The sequence below is a fragment of the Treponema sp. R6D11 genome (genome assembly GCF_054786075.1).
In genome coordinates, this window is record NZ_BDHD01000003.1 from 13,787 (window position 1) to 32,910 (window position 19,124).

At 43.1% G+C, this 19,124-nt stretch carries 14 protein-coding genes; 6 read left to right on the forward strand and 8 right to left on the reverse strand.

What is annotated here, in order from left to right; all coding sequences use genetic code 11:
- Positions 1–185 precede the first annotated feature (185 nt).
- Complete coding sequence (locus ACYVTD_RS00885; RefSeq protein ID WP_461245891.1) at positions 186–623, forward strand: FtsB family cell division protein; 438 nt, start codon at positions 186–188, stop codon at positions 621–623.
- Between the two features lie 121 nt (positions 624–744).
- Here ACYVTD_RS00885 and smpB read toward each other — a convergent pair whose 3' ends face one another.
- The 5 genes from smpB to ACYVTD_RS00910 all read right to left on the reverse strand — a co-directional run bounded on the left by smpB (position 745) and on the right by ACYVTD_RS00910 (position 4,877).
- Entirely contained in the window at positions 745–1,221 is a 477-nt protein-coding gene (gene smpB, locus ACYVTD_RS00890) for an SsrA-binding protein SmpB (RefSeq protein WP_461245892.1), read from the reverse strand.
- The gene (locus ACYVTD_RS00895; RefSeq protein WP_461245893.1) at positions 1,214–2,575 is read right to left on the reverse strand and encodes an SUMF1/EgtB/PvdO family nonheme iron enzyme; all 1,362 of its coding nucleotides are present in this window, start codon (positions 2,573–2,575) and stop codon (positions 1,214–1,216) included. The genes smpB and ACYVTD_RS00895 overlap by 8 nt, the downstream gene beginning before the upstream one ends.
- Positions 2,576–2,763: 188 nt before the next feature.
- Positions 2,764–3,747, reverse strand: a complete 984-nt coding sequence (locus ACYVTD_RS00900; RefSeq protein WP_461245894.1) for a hypothetical protein — start codon at positions 3,745–3,747, stop codon at positions 2,764–2,766.
- 26 nt (positions 3,748–3,773) lie between these two features.
- Positions 3,774–4,703 carry a LysM peptidoglycan-binding domain-containing M23 family metallopeptidase gene (locus tag ACYVTD_RS00905; RefSeq protein ID WP_461245895.1) on the reverse strand — a complete coding sequence of 310 codons (930 nt, stop codon included), beginning with the start codon at positions 4,701–4,703 and terminating at the stop codon, positions 3,774–3,776.
- 3 nt (positions 4,704–4,706) lie between these two features.
- Positions 4,707–4,877 (reverse strand): DUF362 domain-containing protein, encoded by a 171-nt coding sequence (locus ACYVTD_RS00910; RefSeq protein WP_461245896.1) that lies wholly within the window; start codon positions 4,875–4,877, stop codon positions 4,707–4,709.
- A gap of 84 nt (positions 4,878–4,961) precedes the next feature.
- Between ACYVTD_RS00910 and ACYVTD_RS00915 the strand changes: the two genes are divergently transcribed.
- On the forward strand, positions 4,962–5,339 hold the full coding sequence (locus ACYVTD_RS00915; protein ID WP_461245897.1) for a hypothetical protein: 378 nt from the start codon (positions 4,962–4,964) through the stop codon (positions 5,337–5,339).
- On the opposite strand, the gene ACYVTD_RS00920 is transcribed toward ACYVTD_RS00915, so the two are convergent.
- The gene (locus ACYVTD_RS00920) at positions 5,329–6,375 is read right to left on the reverse strand and encodes an SDR family oxidoreductase (protein WP_461245898.1); all 1,047 of its coding nucleotides are present in this window, start codon (positions 6,373–6,375) and stop codon (positions 5,329–5,331) included. The genes ACYVTD_RS00915 and ACYVTD_RS00920 overlap by 11 nt on opposite strands.
- 164 nt (positions 6,376–6,539) lie before the next feature.
- Here ACYVTD_RS00920 and ACYVTD_RS00925 point away from each other — a divergent pair, with 164 nt between their 5' ends.
- Both ACYVTD_RS00925 and era read left to right on the forward strand, forming a co-directional pair.
- Positions 6,540–14,156 carry a hypothetical protein gene (locus ACYVTD_RS00925; RefSeq protein WP_461245899.1) on the forward strand — a complete coding sequence of 2,539 codons (7,617 nt, stop codon included), beginning with the start codon at positions 6,540–6,542 and terminating at the stop codon, positions 14,154–14,156.
- A complete protein-coding gene (gene era, locus ACYVTD_RS00930) occupies positions 14,156–15,061 on the forward strand; it encodes a GTPase Era (RefSeq protein WP_461245900.1) in 906 nt (301 codons plus the stop codon). Before ACYVTD_RS00925 ends, era begins: the two co-directional genes overlap by 1 nt.
- On the opposite strand, the gene thrH is transcribed toward era, so the two are convergent.
- Entirely contained in the window at positions 15,058–15,660 is a 603-nt protein-coding gene (gene thrH / locus ACYVTD_RS00935) for a bifunctional phosphoserine phosphatase/homoserine phosphotransferase ThrH (protein ID WP_461245934.1), read from the reverse strand. The genes era and thrH overlap by 4 nt on opposite strands.
- A gap of 52 nt (positions 15,661–15,712) precedes the next feature.
- Here thrH and ACYVTD_RS00940 point away from each other — a divergent pair, with 52 nt between their 5' ends.
- Both ACYVTD_RS00940 and ACYVTD_RS00945 read left to right on the forward strand, forming a co-directional pair.
- Positions 15,713–16,507 carry a biotin--[acetyl-CoA-carboxylase] ligase gene (locus tag ACYVTD_RS00940; RefSeq protein WP_461245901.1) on the forward strand — a complete coding sequence of 265 codons (795 nt, stop codon included), beginning with the start codon at positions 15,713–15,715 and terminating at the stop codon, positions 16,505–16,507.
- 35 nt (positions 16,508–16,542) lie between these two features.
- A complete protein-coding gene (locus tag ACYVTD_RS00945) occupies positions 16,543–17,655 on the forward strand; it encodes a PfkB family carbohydrate kinase (protein ID WP_461245902.1) in 1,113 nt (370 codons plus the stop codon).
- 1 nt (position 17,656) lies between these two features.
- Here ACYVTD_RS00945 and uxaC read toward each other — a convergent pair whose 3' ends face one another.
- Complete coding sequence (uxaC, locus tag ACYVTD_RS00950) at positions 17,657–19,078, reverse strand: glucuronate isomerase (protein WP_461245903.1); 1,422 nt, start codon at positions 19,076–19,078, stop codon at positions 17,657–17,659.
- Between the last annotated feature and the right edge of the window lie 46 nt (positions 19,079–19,124).

Consider the following 19,124-nt stretch of genomic DNA (forward strand, 5'->3'; position numbering starts at 1 on the left):
CTTATGGTCAATTATCGGTACTTTTTCCTGTTTTCAAAAGACTATATCATATTAAGGATAACCTTTTGTCTTGTTGTTGTCAATGCCGCTTTTTGAATATAACTGTTTTTTTTGAGAAAAAGCGGTTTCTGGCGGTTTTTGGAAGAAAATTTAAGAATAATTAATAAATCTCCGTAAATCGAACTATGAGAGTCTTTAAATACCTCATAGGGGTTTGGACTGCAATAGTTGTATACACGCTTTTTTCCTTTCTGGGCGGTCCTTCAGGCTTATCATCATACAATTATCTGTTAGCCGAGAAAGAACGCCAATGTGAAAACATCAAAGATCTGGGGATTATTAACGAAGAATTGGAAAGAACAAGGTTTAATTTACAATACGACCAGGATACCATGCTAGTTCAAGCCCGCCAAATGGGTTATGGTCAGTCTGATGAACGTTTTATACGGATTGTAGGGCTTGGAACCCCAAAAAGCGCCGCTGTAAGGGCTGGAAATGTATATTCAACATCGTATCCAGACTATATTTCCGATAAAAATATTAAAATAGCCGCTTTTTGCGCGGGTTTATTGGTTTTTGCCTTCATTTTAATGATGGAAATTATAGAAAAAAAGTCCCGATAACACCAAAACATCTAAAAACTTCAGTTTTTAGATGTTTTCATAACCTAAGAAGAAAATCGCTCTACAAAAAATCTTTATTTTGTAATGTATTGACGATTTTCTTCAAGGAACATATAAAAACCTAACCGAGGTTTTTATATGTTCCACCATGCCTGAATTCACGGGCAATTTCACGTTTTAAGTCTTTTTCTCGTATTCCCGCGCGCTTATCATAAGCCTTTTTACCCTTACATAGCCCAATTTCTACTTTTACCCTGCCTTTTTTAAAATAAAACGACAGCGGGATTAGCGTATAGCCCTTTTCTTCAACTTTTCGCTGAATTCTTTTTATTTCGTCCTTATGCAAAAGAAGGCGTTTTTTCCTGTCAGGTTCATGGTTAAAAATTGATGAAAAAGGATTTTCCGCTACAATCAGTGAACGCAGCCATATTTCGCCGTTTATAACTTCCGCCCACGAATCGGGAAAAGAGATTTTTCCGTCGCGGAACGATTTTACTTCTGTCCCCAAAAGCTCCATTCCGCACTCATAAGTTTCATCAACAGAGTAATCATGCCGCGCTTTACGGTTCTGCGCGATGATTTTTACGCCTTCACTCATAATTTTTTAACTTTAGTTCCGATGGAGTAATAGCTATACGGAATGTTACAATTGGCGATGACAGATCGGGGGGCAGGGAAGCCCTTGTTTCCGCAGAAGTTGCCGTTTGTCTGCCGCGCAGAGAGCGTTCAGGGGAACCGACAAATTGTTTTGCTTGATTTGATACGGCTGTAAATTGAAGGGGAGCGTATGGGTCGTAGCACCATTCCCACCCTACATTTTTCATGTTGCCGATGCTTTGAGAGGCGATTGCCCATTCAACTTCCGTAGGAAGCCTTACTTCGCCTATGTACGGCGAAATGCGCGATGCTATCCAGTCGCAAAACGCCTGCGCCGCGTACCAAGTAACGCCTGTAATTATGTTTTTATCGACTTCCCATGGATAACTTGAAATTTCCTGTGGGAAATAATCGGTTTGATACTCTCTCCACTGCGGGTTTTCATTAAGAAATGTTTCAAATAAGGAGCGAGATACAGGGGTTTCGCTTATCAAAAAACCCGATGAAAACCTTATAAAATTTACCCCTCCTAGCCTTTGGCTTCCTGTTGGCGCGTTTGGTTTCATTTTTAACGATACAGCGGATTGTTTTTTAGCCCAGTCGGAAGATTCGATAATTGAGGCTTGTTCGCGAGGAAGTACCTTAGAAAGCCATTTTGCCGAGTCAGAGTTTTCAGATAAAAACGCCAATATGTCTGATATTGAATTAAGAAGCGCCGTAGAAACTGGCGCATTGCCGCAGTTATCTAAAAGTATTTTAGCGCGGATAAGGTCTCGCATTGCCGCCCTTGTAACGGCAAAACTGGCGGAGGCTTGTAATATTTGTTGCATATCATCATTTGAGCTTTTGACGTTCCCCGCGCGGTATGCGCCTTCCGAAAGACTCATAGGTATCTGCCAAGAAGCGGTAGGCTCTCCTGCAAATGTCCATTCGGCGTAATCTGCGGCATACATGGCAAAAGCCGCCGCCGCGTCTTTTGTTTTCAGTGTAAAATCGACATTGTAGCGCAAAGGGAAAAAAAGCGAACCCAAGTAACGGGCTGGGATTTTATGAATGGCGCTTTGCGTTTCAAAACCGGGCATAACCGCCTCTATTGAGTGGTTTCCCTTTGAAATGGGGATTTTACTGCCTGTTATGCCCATGTAAACGCCGTCTATCCTGACAGCCGCGCCGTCAGGCTCTGTTTTTACGATTAAAACCGCCCCTGGATTTTTTATGCCGGGATATAAAAGAAGGAAAAAGAGGATAAGAAGCAAAATAAATGAGTATAAAAAAGTAAGGTAAACGCCGGGGCGAATACCGTAAATAGGCTTAAATTTGACTTGAATTTCGTTATCAGTCTGTTTTTCCTGCATGAGGCATTATATAACTATTAATTGTTTTAATCTATAAAAAAAGAGCTGCCCGAATTTGTGTTTCCGGACAGCTCCATGCCCTTGAGGCATATCGGAACTATAGTGATTTGGGAGGGGAACTATAATCCCGACATTAAAAGTATCGGTTTAGGGGTCGTTTTTCATGAACCTTATTTTTATGATTTTTGCTAGTCTTCTTCTTGGACGTTAAGGTCTACAGACAGGGACACGCGGTAGGTTTTTCCGCGCTGAATATTTAAAGTTCTGGTTATTGTATAGTCGCTGACATGAAATTTAACCTCGTGCTGACCCGGATTTACAGTTACAGACTCGCGACCGCGGGGAATTAGGTTATTATTCAGATAAATTTGGGCATTTTGGGGAGCTTCAAAGATAATAATAGGGCTTGGATCTTGTAATTCAATCGTTAAATCAATCACTTTTCCCTTTTCTATGACAAAACGGCGGCTTTCGTTGCGGTAATCTTCAGAAATAACGACAAGATGATGCTCGCCTTCGCGTAAAAACACCTGATCTGATATGTTTGGGATAACAGAATCGTCAATAAGGACTGTAAATGGCTTGTTTCTAAGTTGGGAAGGGTAGCGTGGGATAAGCCTTACAGCCCCTTCGTCGCTTAAAATGGGTCTTGCGGTAAAGTTGAAGGTTATATTTTCAAAATCATCGGGAAGCCCTTTAGAGATCTGCATTAACCTGAAAACAACCGGAAACGAAGTAGGTTGTATTATATTTGTTGGAATGGTAACCGATGTAGTCGCTCTTAACCCATGATGTTGTCGAATAGGGATATGGTAGATGATTCTTAACCTTGAGGGCAGAGGCTCAAAGGCGATACGGCTGCCGTCAATGTCGGTTAACCCGTCTGCGGTTTGGGGATTGATTTTATTGTACATGATCATGACAAGAGAGCCGCGGTACGGCAGCCAGCTTTGGGGGGCGGAAATTTCAATTTCGACGCCTTTTAAAAAACGTACGTCCGAACCAAGGTTGATGATAACAGCGCTGTTAATGCCAATGGGAACTACAGTGTCCGTTTGCCCTGTGGACACCTCTACATTTCCGCTGACAAGCGTGCGAAATGATTCCGCCTGTAAACGGGAATAAAAAGAGAAAAGCAGAAAAATAGCGAGGGATATTTTAACCTTGGGCATACACCATCCGTTTTTTCCGCCAATATTCAGGGGCGGAGTCTTCCTGCCGGATCAAACGCCTTTCCGTCCTGCCGCAGTTCAAAATGAAGATGCGGTCCCGTGGACTGACCTGTCGATCCTACTCTGCCTATAAGCGTACCCGATTTTACATCTGTTCGCAATACCGTATCAATAGACGATAAATGCCCATAAAGGCTTTTCCAGTTGTTGCTGTGGCTGATAATTATATAATTTCCGTATACAGGGTCAGACCCTGTCGCTGTTACGACTCCGTCCGCCACGGCAAAAACCTCCGTTCCTTCCGGCGCGGCAAGGTCTATCCCCTGATGCATCGAAATATTGCCGGTTATAGGGTCTTCTCTGTAACCATAGCGGCTAGTAACGCGGTACTGCCGTAACGGAAACCTAAAACCCGAATTAAGAAAGAACGCCCTTTCCGTTGCGGTAAAATCCGCGCCGGGAAAGAATAAAAAAGTTTCCTGTTTTTCATGAATTTTTATTTTTATCTCGACAGAACCTTTGCCGTTCTTCCTTGCCGCTCCCGCTATTTTTTCCAAATCGGTCTGTAAAATTGCCGGAACAAAAATTCCGGGGCATGACGGCAAAAGAAGAGGTTTTCCCGTTACTAACGCCGACGGGTTATTAAGTCTGTTTAAACTTGTTAAAGATGAATACGGAAGATTTAACCTTGCGGCAAGGGATAAAATGCTATCCTCCGGCTTGACTGTGTATTGATAAATTGTCAAATGCTGGGCTACTTCTTCCGGCGGAAGGCGGTTTTGGGTGTTGAAAACACGCCTCCTGTTGCCCTCGACATCGTTGATAAACTGCTTGAACATGGTATCGCTAGGATCAAGCCGTTTAATTACGGGAAAATCATCGCAAAAAAGGGGAAAATTTAAAAATATTAAAAAAAAGGCAAGGGATACGCCCTTGCCAGTTATCGATTTTGACAAATCTCAGCCTGCTGAAATTGCTTCTGTTGGGCAAGCGCTTACACAAGCGCCGCAATCTGTGCATTTAGCCGGATCAATCTGGTATTGACTGCCTTGTTCGGCAATCGCTTCCGACGGACATTCGCTAGCGCATGAGCCGCAGCTTACGCAAGCATCGCTGATTTTATGAGCCATATTATACCTCGCTATTATTTAGACTTATCTAAAGATAGCACATTATATACTATATGGCAAGTCAAAATATACCGAAAATATAATATGATTTTAGCAGGTATAGTAATCGTTATAGCAATTCTGGCGGCTATGATTTATCTTGCCGTTGATAAGAAATCGACATTAATTATACGTTTGGCAAGCCTTGGCGCTATTGCCGTAATGTTTATTACATTGGTTATTTGTGCGATAATTATACTTACTGACAATACCGTACCCGTAGATCCGTCTACATTGATTGTGGGCGCTCCGGCGGAAACAAAGGAAGTAAAAAATAATTCAATTGCCATTATTTTTGTCATTGTTTTTGTTATTGCAATGTTTGTATTTATCGCTATTGTTACCATGAAGGAACATAAAAAGAATTTGCCTAAAGCTGGCGATAACGACAGCCCCGCCGAAAAACCTATTTCTAACTGGTAAAGTTATTTTTTGCAGTTTCAAGGGCGGCGATGACTTTATCGCACCATTCGTCAAATTCAGGGTCTTCCTGCTGTAAATCGCTGTTGGCAAGAACGTTTTCAATTGTTGTTTTTATGCCGTCGTCAGCCCTTGTTTTTGATGTAAAACTAGGCACAAGCCGTTTAAGTTTGGTGTTGTCAAAAACAACAGTATTGGCTTTATCGCCTAAAAGACCCCCTTTAAAATCATAACGCCCCCGCGAACATTCTTCCAAAAATTCGCTTGATACATGCACGGCTTTTAATTGGACATTTAATACAGAGGCGATAATCTGATAAATCTGGTTCCATGTTACGCTTTCTTCGGAAGTAATATTTACCGCCTCTCCTATGGCGTGGATATTCCCCATGATACGGACAAAGGCGCGGGCAAAATCGCTGTTGTGGGTCAGTGTCCACAGGCTTGTGCCGTCGCCGTGGATAATGACGGGTTTGCCGTCTAACATTCTTTTTAATACTTGCCAACTGCCCTTATGTCCATGAACTCCAAGGGGGACACTTCGCTCGTCGTAAGTGTGGCTGGGACGGACTATGGTTATTGGAAAGCCTGAATCGCGGTATTTTTGCATAAGGAATTCTTCGCAGGCGATTTTGTCTCTTGCATAGCCCCATAACGGGTTTGAAAGGGGAGTGCCTTCGGTAATAATGTAGGAAGAAAGCGGTTTTTGGTAAACGGAAGCCGAGGAAATAAAAATGTACTGTTTACAAAGTCCGTTAAAAATATCAAAGTCTTTTTGGACATGATCGGGAACAAAGGCGAAGAAATCGGCGGCGACATCAAACTTGTTTCCCTTGCCTATGGCTTTTTCCAATTTTTCACGGATAGCGGAGGTTTCTTCTGTTCTTATATCGCAGGGGATATGTTTGATTTCCAGTCCCTTAAACTCATTTTTGCGGTTTCCTCGGTTAAGAAGCCAGACTTCCCACCCCAACTGCGCCGCCCTTCTTGTAATAGCGCTTGAAATAGTGCCGGTTCCGCCGATAAAAAGAACTTTCATGGTTTCTCCATAGTTATATATTGATTGAATCTTCTTTTTATTGCGGATATATGTCAAGTAGGCTTAATGTATGGGAATTTTTCGTTATATTGTGCTATAATATAGAAGGTAGAGAAAATGACCGATAATTTTAATATATTTAAATTGGGAATCCCAAAATATCGATGAAAAAAGCCGCAGTTTTTATTTTATTCTTAATTCTCGCAAGCGTCGTATGGGGGCAGACTTATACATGGACAGGCGGCGCTAATTCTTCTGCTTGGAACGATTCGGGTAACTGGACTGGAGGGGCTTCCCCTGGAAACGGAAATCCATCGTATACAATAATTATTCCACAAACAACAAATGCTCCTGTTTTTAGTGGTGGTACAGAACTTGAATGTGATGTTTTGACAATACAGACAGGCGCAAGCCTTGATATGGGCACGTCAAATCTTACTTTAGATACGCTTCAAAATAGCGGCAATTTAATTCTTGCCGGAAGCGGAAGTCAAGCCGTAACGTTTAAAACAACGCCCTCTACTGTTGGCGGAACGGTAACTTACAATGCTGGCGGCACAGACTTTGCCGAGCTAACAAATTTTACTAATTTGGTAATAACGAACGGGACAAGAACCGGCGTAGGCGATATAACAGTCGGCGGAAATTTTACTCTTACCGGTGGCTCGTTAACAGCGACGTCAATAAGTGTTACAGGAACAAGCAGTATAAATGGAAATGTTACAACTTCGGGAAATCAAACGTATACAGGCAATGTAACTTATTCAGGGGCTAGAGCATTAAACGGAACAATCAAAACGCTTGGAACAATTAGCGGGGACGGAAATCCATTAACAATAACTGGAGACGGCACATTGAACGGTGGAAGCGTAATTGGCGCTTTAACAGTAAACGGAAATTTCTCTTTGGCAAGCGGCGCTTTAAATGCGGCGTCCGTTAGTGTAACAGGAACAAGCACCATAGCCGGAACTATTACTACAACAGGCGGAACGCAAACTTATGGGGCGGTAACACTTGGCGGAAATGTCACGTTAGACGGAACAACCGTAACGCTTGGAGCGATTACAGGGAATTCACGCTCATTAACAATAACCGGGGACAGCGTGCTGAATGGCAGTGGAAGCAATATTGGCGCTTTATCAGTATCAGCAACAGGATCGAAAACGGTAACGATTGGTGGAGATGTCACGTTAGACGGAACAACCGTAACGCTTGGGAATATTGCCGGTGGCGGAAACTCATTAGCAATAACAGGAGACGGCGTATTAAACGGCGGAAGTGGGATTAACACCTTGTCAGTATCAGGGACTTCAACTATTAATGCGGATATTACAACTACGGGAACTCAAACATATACAGGAGCGGTAACGCTTGGCGGGACTAGAGCATTAACTTCAACTAACGGTATTGTAACGCTTGGCACGATTACCGGAGCTATTCACGCATTAACAATAAACGGGAACGGCACATTAAACGGCGGCGGAATTGACGCTTTATTGGTGAACGGAGATTTCACCCTGGCAAGCGGGACTTTAAGCGCGGCGTCGGTTAATGTACCAACGGGAACAAGCAACATAGCCGGAAATATTACTACAACTGGAAATCAAACATATAATGGAAATGTAACTTTTAACGGGGCAAGAACTTTAACAAGCTCAGGCGCGAGCGGAATTATTTCAATTACACAAACAGAGGACTTGTCTCTTGGTTCTCTCCAAACGGCTACAACCGGTAGTATTTCCATAGATGCGACAGGGGCGGTAACCCAGACGGGTACGATAACGACAGGAACTTTAACGCTTTCAGGACCGGGAAGCTATGTGTTAAAATTGGCGAATGAAGTATCAACTATCGAAACAACAGGAACAGCCCCTGCAAGCATTGAATATACAAATAATAACAATTTATTAACTCTTGGACTGATGACAGTACCAATGGTGTCAACAGGGACGATTTCCATTAATTCCAAAAATGATATAACAGTTAGCGATAATATAACTGCGTATAAGCTTAAATTGATAACTACCGGTGAAGTAATTGTTACCGCTACAGGTTCAATTGAAACAACGAGCACCGGAAATGAAGACGAAGACGCGGCAATTTATATAGAGGCGGATGATTTTAATGTATTATTAGCGGCGCCAGGTTCCATTGTTCCCGGAGACAAAGGGGTAAAATGGGGACAACTTTGTTTGGTATTAAATAAAAAATGGGCGGATCTGGATTTGTATCCGTCTCTTACTAGTGTTGTTGACGGACCTGAAGATCCTGAGCCTGATAGTCTTTCACTAACAGGCTACCGCTGGCATCAACATTATATTGATTTATCAAAGAATCTGGCTTATGGAAACAGGGATGTGCTTCTGGCGTTAAATCTAGATCCGGACTTTTATGAAATTGTTTACGACACTAGCAAGAAAACATCATTTCCCCTTACTGCTCCCGCTACAAAAATTGAAATATACAATGCCAAAAACACTTCAGATTTAACATTTGCAACAACCGCTACAGGCTCCATTGAATTCTTTGGAACGAATGATTTTAAAAATATTGCTCTTACAGCCGGAAGCGGCGGCGTTATACTTGCTGATGCTGATATAAAGGTAACAGGTGGCTTTGTTTTAAGTGCCGGTACAGGAATAACGCTTGCGTCTAATTCACCTTCCGGTACAGGAAGCAGTATTACAGCTGCCAATATTACGCTTAACAGTATTACCACCGCCGACCAAAAAAACTTAGCTCTTACATCAAAAACAGGAAGCATTACTGTTAATGGAGCGGTTGGAACTTCAACCAATAAACTTGGCGATATTACCGTAGAAAGCGCGGGTAATGTTACATTATCCGGCGTGATAAACGCGAACAGCATTGCTGTAACAAGTACAACTACGACCATTGGCGCGAACATTGACACAACTGGTGGAACGCAAACTTATTCAAGTACGGTAACACTTGGTGGAAATGTTGAATTTATCGGTACAACTGTAACTCTTGGAACAATTACCGGAGCTACTCACGCATTAATAATAACTGGAAACGGCGTGCTAAATGGCGGTGGAACAGGTATCGGCGCTTTATCAGTTAGCGGAGACTTTAATCTGGCAAGCGGCACTTTAAGCGCGGCATCAGTTGCGGCAAATACTGTTACCGGAACAAGCATTATAAACGGCAATATTACGACAACAAGCGGAACGCAAGCTTATGGGGCGGTAACGCTTGGCGGTTCAGGAACTCTAATATTAACTTCACCTGCCGGTACAACCATAACTCTTGGTGCGATTACTGGAGCTAATCACGCATTAACAATAAACGGAAATGGTGTTTTTAATAATGGCGGAATCGATATTGGTGCTTTAACAGTTATTGGAGATTTTAATCTGGTAAGTGGTAATTTAAGCGCGGTATCAGTTGCGGCAACTGCTACTACCGGAACAAGCACCATAGCCGGAAATATTATGACAACAGGCGGAACGCAAAATTACGCAGGAGCGGTAATACTTGACGATGCTGTCACATTAGCTGGAACAACCGTAACAATGGGAAATATTACCGGAGCTACTAACGCATTAACGATAACAGGGAACGGCGTTTTCAATAATGGCGGAACAAACATTGGCGCTTTAACAGTTAGCGAAAACTTTAATCTGGTAAGCGGTACTTTAAGCGCGGCATCAGTTGCGGCAAATACTGTTACCGGAATAAGCACCATAGCCGGAAATATTACGACAACTAGCGGAACGCAAACTTATGGAGCGGTAACGCTTGGCGGCGCAGTAACATTAAATGGTACAGTAGTAACTCTTGGTATGATTACTGGAGCTAATCACGCATTAACAATAGACGGAGATGGCGTTTTCAATAATGGCGGAACCGGTATCGCCGCTTTATCAGTTAGCGATAATTTTAATCTTACGGGTGGCACTTTAAATGCGGCATCAGTTGCGGCAAATACTGTTACCGGAACAAGCAATATATCCGGAAATATTACAACTTCCGGAGATCAAACTTACACAAAGGCGGTAACATTAAGCGGTTCCAAACGAACAATAATTTCAAATGACGGCGATATTTCATTTTCAAAGACTTTAAATTCACAAAATATAATTGAACTGTTAGCCCCAAAAGGAAATATTACCGTTAGCGGTTTATTAAAGGCATATCAGTTGATTGCAAAAGCCTCAAGCGGCACTGTATCAGTTGATAAGATAGAAATAGATTCAACAAATACCGGAAATAACGGCATAAATGCGGCGATTTTTATTGAAGCTAACACATTTGCTGTTACAACAGCAACGCAAGATTCTATTAAACCCGGAGGAACAGGCGGACAACTGTGTTTGGTATTAAATCATCATTGGGACGATATAAGTCCTCCTGATAGTGTTGTTGACGGTCCTGAAGATAATCCTAATAATCTTGGTACTGTCCCCGGTGCCCGCTGGCATCAGCATGGATTTATTAATTTAACAGGGCTGGATCTGGTTTATGGAGCAGTACCATCCGGACTTACAGACCCTTATGAACATATTACGGCAAGCAGCGTTCAAACTACCTTTATTCTCGATGATGATCATCATATCTACATAAACGATGCTAATAATAATGATAATTCCTTGGTATTTAAAACCAGTGGATTGGGATCTATTAAAATTAGCGGAACAAATTCATTTGAAAAAATTACCCTTGAGGCGGGTAGTGGTGGCATACACCTTTTTGATACTAATATAACAGTTATTGATGACTTTGAATTAACTGAAGGGATAACGCTTGAAACAAATTCCGGCACAGGCAGTAGTATTAAAGCCGCAAATATTACACTTACTAGCATTAGCGCAACAAACAATGAAAACCTAACCCTTACATCATTACCAGGAGAAATAAATATTACAGGAGCGGTTGGAAATTCAACCAATAGACTAGGCATTATTACCTTAGACAGCGCGAATGAAGTTACATTATCTGGCGCAATATTCGCAAATAGCATTGGTGTAACAAGTACGGGTACGATTATCGGTTCGAACATTAACACCACCGGAAATCAAATATATGGGGCGGTAACTCTTGACGGTACGGGCGCAACACGAACATTAACCGGAACAACTGTAAATATTGGTACGATTACTGGTGGTGGAAATGCATTAACGGTAACAGGAAACGGCACATTAAACGGCGGCGGAGACGGAATCGGCACTTTAACAGTTAGCGGTAATTTCAATCTTGCAGGCGGCGTTTTAAACGCGGTATCAGTTACGGCAAATACTGTTACCGGAACAAGCTCCATAATAACCACAGATATTACCACAACAGGAGCGCAAACTTATGGAGCGGTAACGCTTGGTGGCTCTGGAACTCGGACATTAACAGGAACAACCCTAACGCTTGGAGCTACAACGCTTGGCGGAAATGTTGAATTAACTGGTACACCCGTAACGCTTGGAGCGATTACCGGAGCTACTCATGCGTTAACGATAACGGGAAACGGCTCATTAAACGGCGGCGGAAGTATCGGCGCTTTAACGATTAACAATAATTTCACTCTTGCAAACGCCGCTTTAAGCGCGACATCAGTCAATGTAACCGGAACAAGCAACATAAACGCAGATATTACCACAACAGGAGCGCAAACTTACACAGGAGCGGTAACGCTTGGCGGTACGGGAACTCGGACAATTACTTCACAAAGCGGTAATATTGAATTTAATAGTACATTAACTTCCACGGGCGTAATAAAACTATTAGCGGCAAATATAATTATTAGCGGTAGCACAAGCGCTAATCAGCTTATAGCTAAAGCCCCAAGCGGCATTGTGTCAGTTAATGCGATATCGATAAATTCATCATACGCGGGAAATGAAGGCGAAACCGCGGCGATTTATATTGAAGCTAATACGTTTGTTGTAACAACAACAACGCCTAATTCAATTATTCCGGGTAGAAAGACAGGAGCCCAGTGGGGACAACTTTGTTTGAATTTATCTAGTAATGATATATGGACGAATCCTAATGGCGTTGTAGACGGTGATAAAGACACTGATCCTGATAATCTTCATGCAACAGGCTACCGTTGGCATCAACATCTTCCTCCTGTTGTTGTAGTCGGCAAGATACTCTACAGCTTTACCGAAGATTCAAACGGCGACGGCAAGTTAGACAGGATAAGAGTACAGACCAATAAAGAATTAGACGGGTTTTTTGGTGGTCTCATTGTAAGCGTACAAGGATATGCCGTTGAAAAGATTGAGATGGTTAATAATTCTTTTGATAATGATTCCTTTTATATTTACCTTACAGAGAAATCTGAATTTGACGGCGGTAATCGTCCTGATTGGAAAATTGAGAGTAACACATCGCTTAATTATAAAGGGTCATTGCCTGAATTAGTTGCCAATTTGCCGGCAGGTAAAAATCCCACCATTGACACCATTCCGCCGCGTATAACATATACCCTTACTCTTCCGATGCGTTCGGAAACTTATGCGCAAATGTCTGAACCATTGGCTTCTTTTACTGGGACTTCTGTTTCATTTGGAGTTGGTGCTGTTACTGTAAGCGCTGCACCCTCGACAAATCTTGGGTATCTTTTTAGTCATTCTGCCTCTTATACAGTAAATGTTCTTGCGCAATTACCTAATATTTATAATGACACCGCATCAACTGCCGGTAATGGTTATTTCCAAATGAGTAATGTAGTTGATACCGAGCAAGAACCAAATTGGGCAGAAGTTGATCCTAACTTTCCGCCCAAATATCCTTTAAACTGGGGGTATACAGCATATGCAAAAGTAACTAACAATACCAGTAATGCGCAAGGCGCAAATGGTACTATACCTTTTGCTAATGTTTTTACTCCGCCAAACAAATTACTTACTGTTGATATGATGTCAAAACTTGCCAGTAATCAGGGCGCTTCTGTTACGCCAAGTATTAGCGCCGTAACGCGCCGTGTCACAGATGTGTTGGTTTCATTGTCTTCCAATAATTATTTTGTGTTGCCGACGTTTGCAAAACCGTCTGACGACAACAACAGTATTACTGAATTTGACGGCTCTAAATATATTGAAAAGGAATCTATCGAAAAAAGCGGTATAGAGTTACAGGCGCGTATAAATAACAATTTGACGATAACCCCGCAACTTTTCTGGACAACAGCTGATATTCCGGCTAATATGCGAAATCCAAAAGAAGCAAGCGACGCCAAAAAAACCGGCGGGTTATGGTTGCCCGATGTACTGACAAATCCGTTATATTATTATGTTCCAATGTCGGGTGGAATTAAAACAGCGCTTGTTACTAATGTTTCGCCGTTGTTTAATTATGATATATCCGCTAACGATCTTGCAAACAGCGGAGCAAAATTTGAATTTATTTTCCGTCTGTCAAACACTTCCGATATGTTTGTCGCGCGGCTTGACGCGCCACCGAATACAATTCCTAGTAACTGGTACACACTTGTCCGTCCGTTCGGGTTTAATATTCAAGGTATACGCTATCAGCGCGGCGGCGTTACCATTCTAAACAATGTAATCAACTCGGATAATAAAGAAACCGCTATTATACGTTATGATCTTCCGCGCGCAGGCAAAGTAACAATTCAAATTTACACGCTGGACGGAACATTGGTTAAGTCTATCAGGAGAAATGAAAGCCGCGATTCAGGCGCTCATGTTGACACATGGGACGGTTCCAACAACGGAGGAAGGGCGGTAGCGCGAGGTATGTACTTTGTTCGCGTTGTTGGTCCAGATATTGACGAAATCAGAAAAATAATGGTTGTTAAATAATGCCGGAAAGCGACATTAAAAAATGTGTCCGTTGCGCTTTTACAGCGATTATTGGACGTCCCAGTGTAGGAAAATCCACTCTCCTTAACAAAATGTGCGGCAAAAAAGTAGCTATCGTAAGCTCTGTGCCGCAGACAACACGGAACGCTATCCGTGGAATAGTAAACCGCGAGGAAGGGCAGCTCATTTTTGTTGATACTCCAGGGCGGCACTCAAGCGAAAAGAAAATGAATAAAAAGCTAATGGAAGTTTCCACCCGCGCTTTAACGGAGAGCGAACTTGTTCTGTATGTGTTGGATGCCGTTCGCGCTCCCGGGGTGGAAGAAGAAGAAATCGCCGCGCTTCTTGCCCCATTAGCTGAAAAAACAATAATCGCCGTGAACAAGATGGACTCTAACGGCGCGGACTTTAACCGCGCAAAAGAATTTATCACCGCGCGTATGCCGTCCCTTGCAAGTGAGCGTATTTTTGCCGTTTCCGCCGAAACAGGTTCTGGGATAGACGAGCTTCTTCGCGCCTTATTCGCTCTTGCCCCCGAAGGACAGCCCCTATACGGCGATGAATACTACACGGATCAGGACACGGGTTTTCGCATAGCGGAAATTATCCGAGAACAGGCAATCAACCGTCTGCGCCAAGAGTTGCCTCATTCGCTCTACGTTGATATTGCCGACATGGAATTTAAAGATGAAAAACTTTGGGTAAGGGCGTTTATTATCGTAGAGCGTGAATCGCAAAAAGGAATGGTAGTCGGCAAGGGCGGCGATATGATCAAAGCAATCCGCCTTGCCTCTCTAAAAGAATTTAAAAAAATATTTGACTGGAAGATCGATCTTGATCTGCGTGTAAAGACAGGCAAGGACTGGCGACACAATGATCACACTCTTAGGAAATTAATAGACTAATTCAAAAAATTATTTATCTGTACAAGCAAGTCATCAAAGGTGTCCACACATTTAAGATCGGAACAGTCCTTACGGATTTGTTCCGGTGCACGGAAGAGACAACCGCCATCGGCTTCTCGGATCATCGCAAGGTCGTTAAATGAGTCGCCTGCCGCGAAGATGCGCATGTTTATCGACTTCATCGCTTTTACGGCTTCTTTTTTGCCGTTTTGTTGGCGTAAATGAAAACCTGTAACAGTTCCGTCTTTGTCAACTTCTAGCGAGTTACAAAATAGGGTAGGGTATGACAACTTTGCCATGAGGGGCTTTGCGAATTGTTCAAAGGTGTCAGACAAAATTATAAGTTGGGTTTTTTCGCGCAAGGCGTTGGTAAAATCAATCGCTCCCGGTAAAGGGTTCATGCCTGAAATAACTTTTTGAATATCTGGGAGTTTTAAATTGTTTTTTTTAAGCAGATCTATGCGGAAGTTCATCAATTTGTTGTAATCGGGTTCGTCCCTTGTCGTTCTGCGTAATTCGCCGATGCCTGTCGCTTCGGAAAAAGCAATCCAAATTTCGGGGACAAGGACTCCTTCAAGATCAAGACACACCATGTTCATGTGGGTATAATAGCATAGAGAATAAATTGTTTCCAGAGTTTCAGGAGAAAAAATGACAAGTTTGAAAATCAGCAATCCTTTTAACGCGCCTGTTTATTACGAAGAAACTGTTTCCAGCACTATGGATATTTCGCGTAAATTGGCGCAGGAGAACTGTCCGCACGGCGCGCCGAATGGTACTGTCATTTTGGCGGATTTTCAGGAAGCGGGGCGCGGGCGCAAACAGGATCGCCGTTGGGAAATGGAACGCGGGGAAAATCTGTCTTTTACTATTTTGCTGAAGTTTCCCGGCATAGAGGATATACCGTCCGCTCTTACGTTAAGGGCGGGACTTGCCGTCTGTCTTGCCATAGAAGACTTTGCGCCTAGTTTGCGAGGCTTATGTTTGGTTAAATGGCCTAACGATATACTGATTAAGTCAGCGCGCGGCGAAGGTTATAAAAAAGCGGTTGGAATTCTCTGCGAAGCGGACGGCGGAAACGTTCATCTTGGAATTGGTATAAACGCGGCGCAAAAAGAGTTTCCTTCCCACCTTAAAGAAAAAGCCGTAAGTATCGCTCTTGCCGCGGAAAGAGATATTTCGCAAGATGAGCGTTATACGTTATTGGAAAATATTTTATCGCGCCTATATAGCGAATTGAGCGCGGCAAATAACTGGAAAGCGCGTCTTGAACAAAAACTTTACAAAAAGAACGAACAAGTTTTGTTTATAGAAGGAGTTGCAGGTTCAGGCAAAGAAGTCAAAGGAATCCTTATCGGTATCACGGACATAGGCGAACTTTTGATAACGCCCGAAGGTGAGACAAAACCGCGCTCTTTTATTACCGGGGAATTGAATTTTTTCTAAAATATGATAAAGTAAACAAAAAGAGAGGTACAAATATGTCGTCATTATCGATTCCTGCCGCCAATGGAATGGCGCATGATTTATTGGCGCTTGGCGCTTTAGTAACAAGGCTTGATCCCGGAATTATTCCTTTTGCGGAGGCAAATGAATATCTTTTGCATGTTTCAGGCGGCGAGTACAATGTGGCGACAAATTTGTCTACCTGTTTCGGCATGAAAACCGCTATCGCAAGCGCGATGGTAAATTATCCAATCGGGCGCAGAATTGAGTACGCCGTACAAAAAGCGGGAGTTACCCCATACTACAAACGTTTTGAACATGACGGTGTGCGCGGTCCAAATATGGCTATCGTTTGGAGCGACCGAGGGCAGGGAGTGCGCGCGCCCGTGGTTTTTTACAACCGTTCCAATGAAGCCGCCCAGCAGTTAAAGCCGGGAAGTTTTGATTGGGACGCTATTTTTAAAAAGGGCGTTCGCTGGTTTCATTCAGGCGGAATTTTCAGCGCGCTTTCGCCTACTACAAGCGAATTGGTAATAGAGGCAATGCAGGCTGCAAAAAAAGCAGGAGCGGTTGTGTCATTCGATTTAAATTACCGCGCGAAATTGTGGGCTGTAGCCGCCGCAGAGCAAGGGCTTAGCGCGGCGCAGGCAAGCGAAGGCGCGGCAAAAACATTACGCAAAATCGCGAGCTATGTTGACGTGCTTGTAGGCAACGAGGAAGATTTGCAAAAAGGACTTGGGCTTAAAGGACAGGACGTTGAATCAAAAGGACAGCTTGACCCTTCAGCTTTTTTTGGCATGATGGAAAGCGTAACAAAAGACTTTCCAAATATAAAAGCTGTGGCGACTACGTTACGCGAAGTTCATTCCACTAACCGCCATTCATGGAGCGCGGTATTGTGGCTTGACGGCAAAACTTACCAAGCTCCTGCGGCAGAGCTTGACGTATATGACCGCGTAGGCGGTGGAGACGGTTTTGCGGCGGGTCTGTTCTACGGACTTTTGTCGGGTAAATCGCCTGAAGAATCTTTAAGGCTTGGTTGGGCGCACGGCGCGCTTGTAACTACCACACCCGGGGACACTTCGATGTTCAGCCTTGAACAGGTAGAAGCCTTTGCCAAGGGCGGCTCGGCAAGAATACAGCGGTAAGTTAACCAAAGTACCTTTTTGCGTTTCCAAATGAAATATCGCGCACAATTTGTTCCAGTTTTTGAGAGTCATTAGGGTACTCCCCGTTTTCAACCCAGTTGCCGATTAAGTTGCACATAATGCGGCGAAAGTATTCATGGCGAGGATAAGAGAGGAAACTTCTTGAGTCTGTCAACATTCCAACAAAGGCGGGTAACATTCCCAAATTGGCAAGGACGCACATTTGTTCTTCCATGCCGTCCCTGTTGTCGCAGAACCACCACGCAGAGCCCAACTGCATTTTCCCGATACAGCTTGAGTCCTGAAACCCGCCCATGATTGTAGCGATAGGGTAGTAGTCTTTTGGGTTTAGCGAATAGAGAATTGTTTTTGGAAGACCGTTAGCGTTTTCACCGCCAAGACTCATTAAGTCAAGAAGGGCGCTAAGGTTTTCGCATAACGCTTCGTCATGAACGGCGTCAAAGCCTGTATTTATTCCCAATTTTACTAATTGTCTTGTGTTTACATTGCGAATACAGGAAAGATGTAATTGCATTACAATATTTTTGGCGGCGTAAAGGTTGCTCAAAGAAGCGAGCATCAATGTTTTGTAGGCGTCCGCTTCTTCGATAGACACATTTTTTCCAGCCATGACTTTTTTAAAAGTTTTTTCAACATCTTTAAATGAAGTTTCAACATAAGGCGGATATTCAAGCGCGTGATCGGAAGCCTTGCAACCCATAGAAACAAAAAAATCTAAACGATTATTAAGAGCGGCAAGAACGTCATCGGGAGTTTTAATATTTACCCCGCTTGCGCGAGACAATGATTCAATGTATTCGATAAAATGGAGATCGTTAATATCAAGAGCTTTATCGGGGCGGAAAGTGGGTATTACTTTTGTATTGATTTTTCCAATAGAGGCTGAACCTTCGGTAATAGCGCGATGATGTTCAAGCGAATCTACAGGATCGTCCGTTGTGCCTACTGCGTAAATATTCATTTTTTCAAAAATGCCTTTTACAGAGAGTTGCGGAGTTTGAAGTAGAGCGTTCGCCTTTTCCCAGATTGCAGGAGCGCTTTTTTCAGTAAGAGGTTCGTGAATATCAAAGTAACGCTGTAATTCCAGATGAGTCCAATGGTATAGCGGGTTTCCTATTAAATTTTCCACAGTACGCGCCCACGCAAGATATTTTTCGTAACCTGAAGCGCCGCCTGTAATAAATTCTTCATCAATCCCCATGGCGCGCATCATTCGCCATTTATAATGGTCGCCTGAAAGCCAAGCGTCGGCAAGGTCGCTCATCTTCCTGTTTTCCGCTATCTGAGACGGAATAAGATGACAATGGTAATCAAAGACAGGCTCGTCCTTAGCCGCCCTGTACAAACTGCACGCCGTCTCAGTCTCAAGTAAAAAATTTTCATCCAAAAAACCCTTTGCCATAATCTTCTCCTGTTTAATACTTGATATATTATCATAATATGTATAA

Coding starts and splice junctions, on each gene's coding strand:
- ACYVTD_RS00885 (WP_461245891.1), top strand. CDS start 186: ATGAGAGTCTTTAAATACCTCATAGGGGTTTGGACTGCAATAGTTGTA.
- smpB (WP_461245892.1), bottom strand. CDS start 1,221: ATGAGTGAAGGCGTAAAAATCATCGCGCAGAACCGTAAAGCGCGGCAT.
- ACYVTD_RS00895 (WP_461245893.1), bottom strand. CDS start 2,575: ATGCAGGAAAAACAGACTGATAACGAAATTCAAGTCAAATTTAAGCCT.
- ACYVTD_RS00900 (WP_461245894.1), bottom strand. CDS start 3,747: ATGCCCAAGGTTAAAATATCCCTCGCTATTTTTCTGCTTTTCTCTTTT.
- ACYVTD_RS00910 (WP_461245896.1), bottom strand. CDS start 4,877: ATGGCTCATAAAATCAGCGATGCTTGCGTAAGCTGCGGCTCATGCGCT.
- ACYVTD_RS00915 (WP_461245897.1), top strand. CDS start 4,962: ATGATTTTAGCAGGTATAGTAATCGTTATAGCAATTCTGGCGGCTATG.
- ACYVTD_RS00920 (WP_461245898.1), bottom strand. CDS start 6,375: ATGAAAGTTCTTTTTATCGGCGGAACCGGCACTATTTCAAGCGCTATT.
- ACYVTD_RS00925 (WP_461245899.1), top strand. CDS start 6,540: ATGAAAAAAGCCGCAGTTTTTATTTTATTCTTAATTCTCGCAAGCGTC.
- era (WP_461245900.1), top strand. CDS start 14,156: ATGCCGGAAAGCGACATTAAAAAATGTGTCCGTTGCGCTTTTACAGCG.
- thrH (WP_461245934.1), bottom strand. CDS start 15,660: ATGAACATGGTGTGTCTTGATCTTGAAGGAGTCCTTGTCCCCGAAATT.
- ACYVTD_RS00940 (WP_461245901.1), top strand. CDS start 15,713: ATGACAAGTTTGAAAATCAGCAATCCTTTTAACGCGCCTGTTTATTAC.
- ACYVTD_RS00945 (WP_461245902.1), top strand. CDS start 16,543: ATGTCGTCATTATCGATTCCTGCCGCCAATGGAATGGCGCATGATTTA.
- uxaC (WP_461245903.1), bottom strand. CDS start 19,078: ATGGCAAAGGGTTTTTTGGATGAAAATTTTTTACTTGAGACTGAGACG.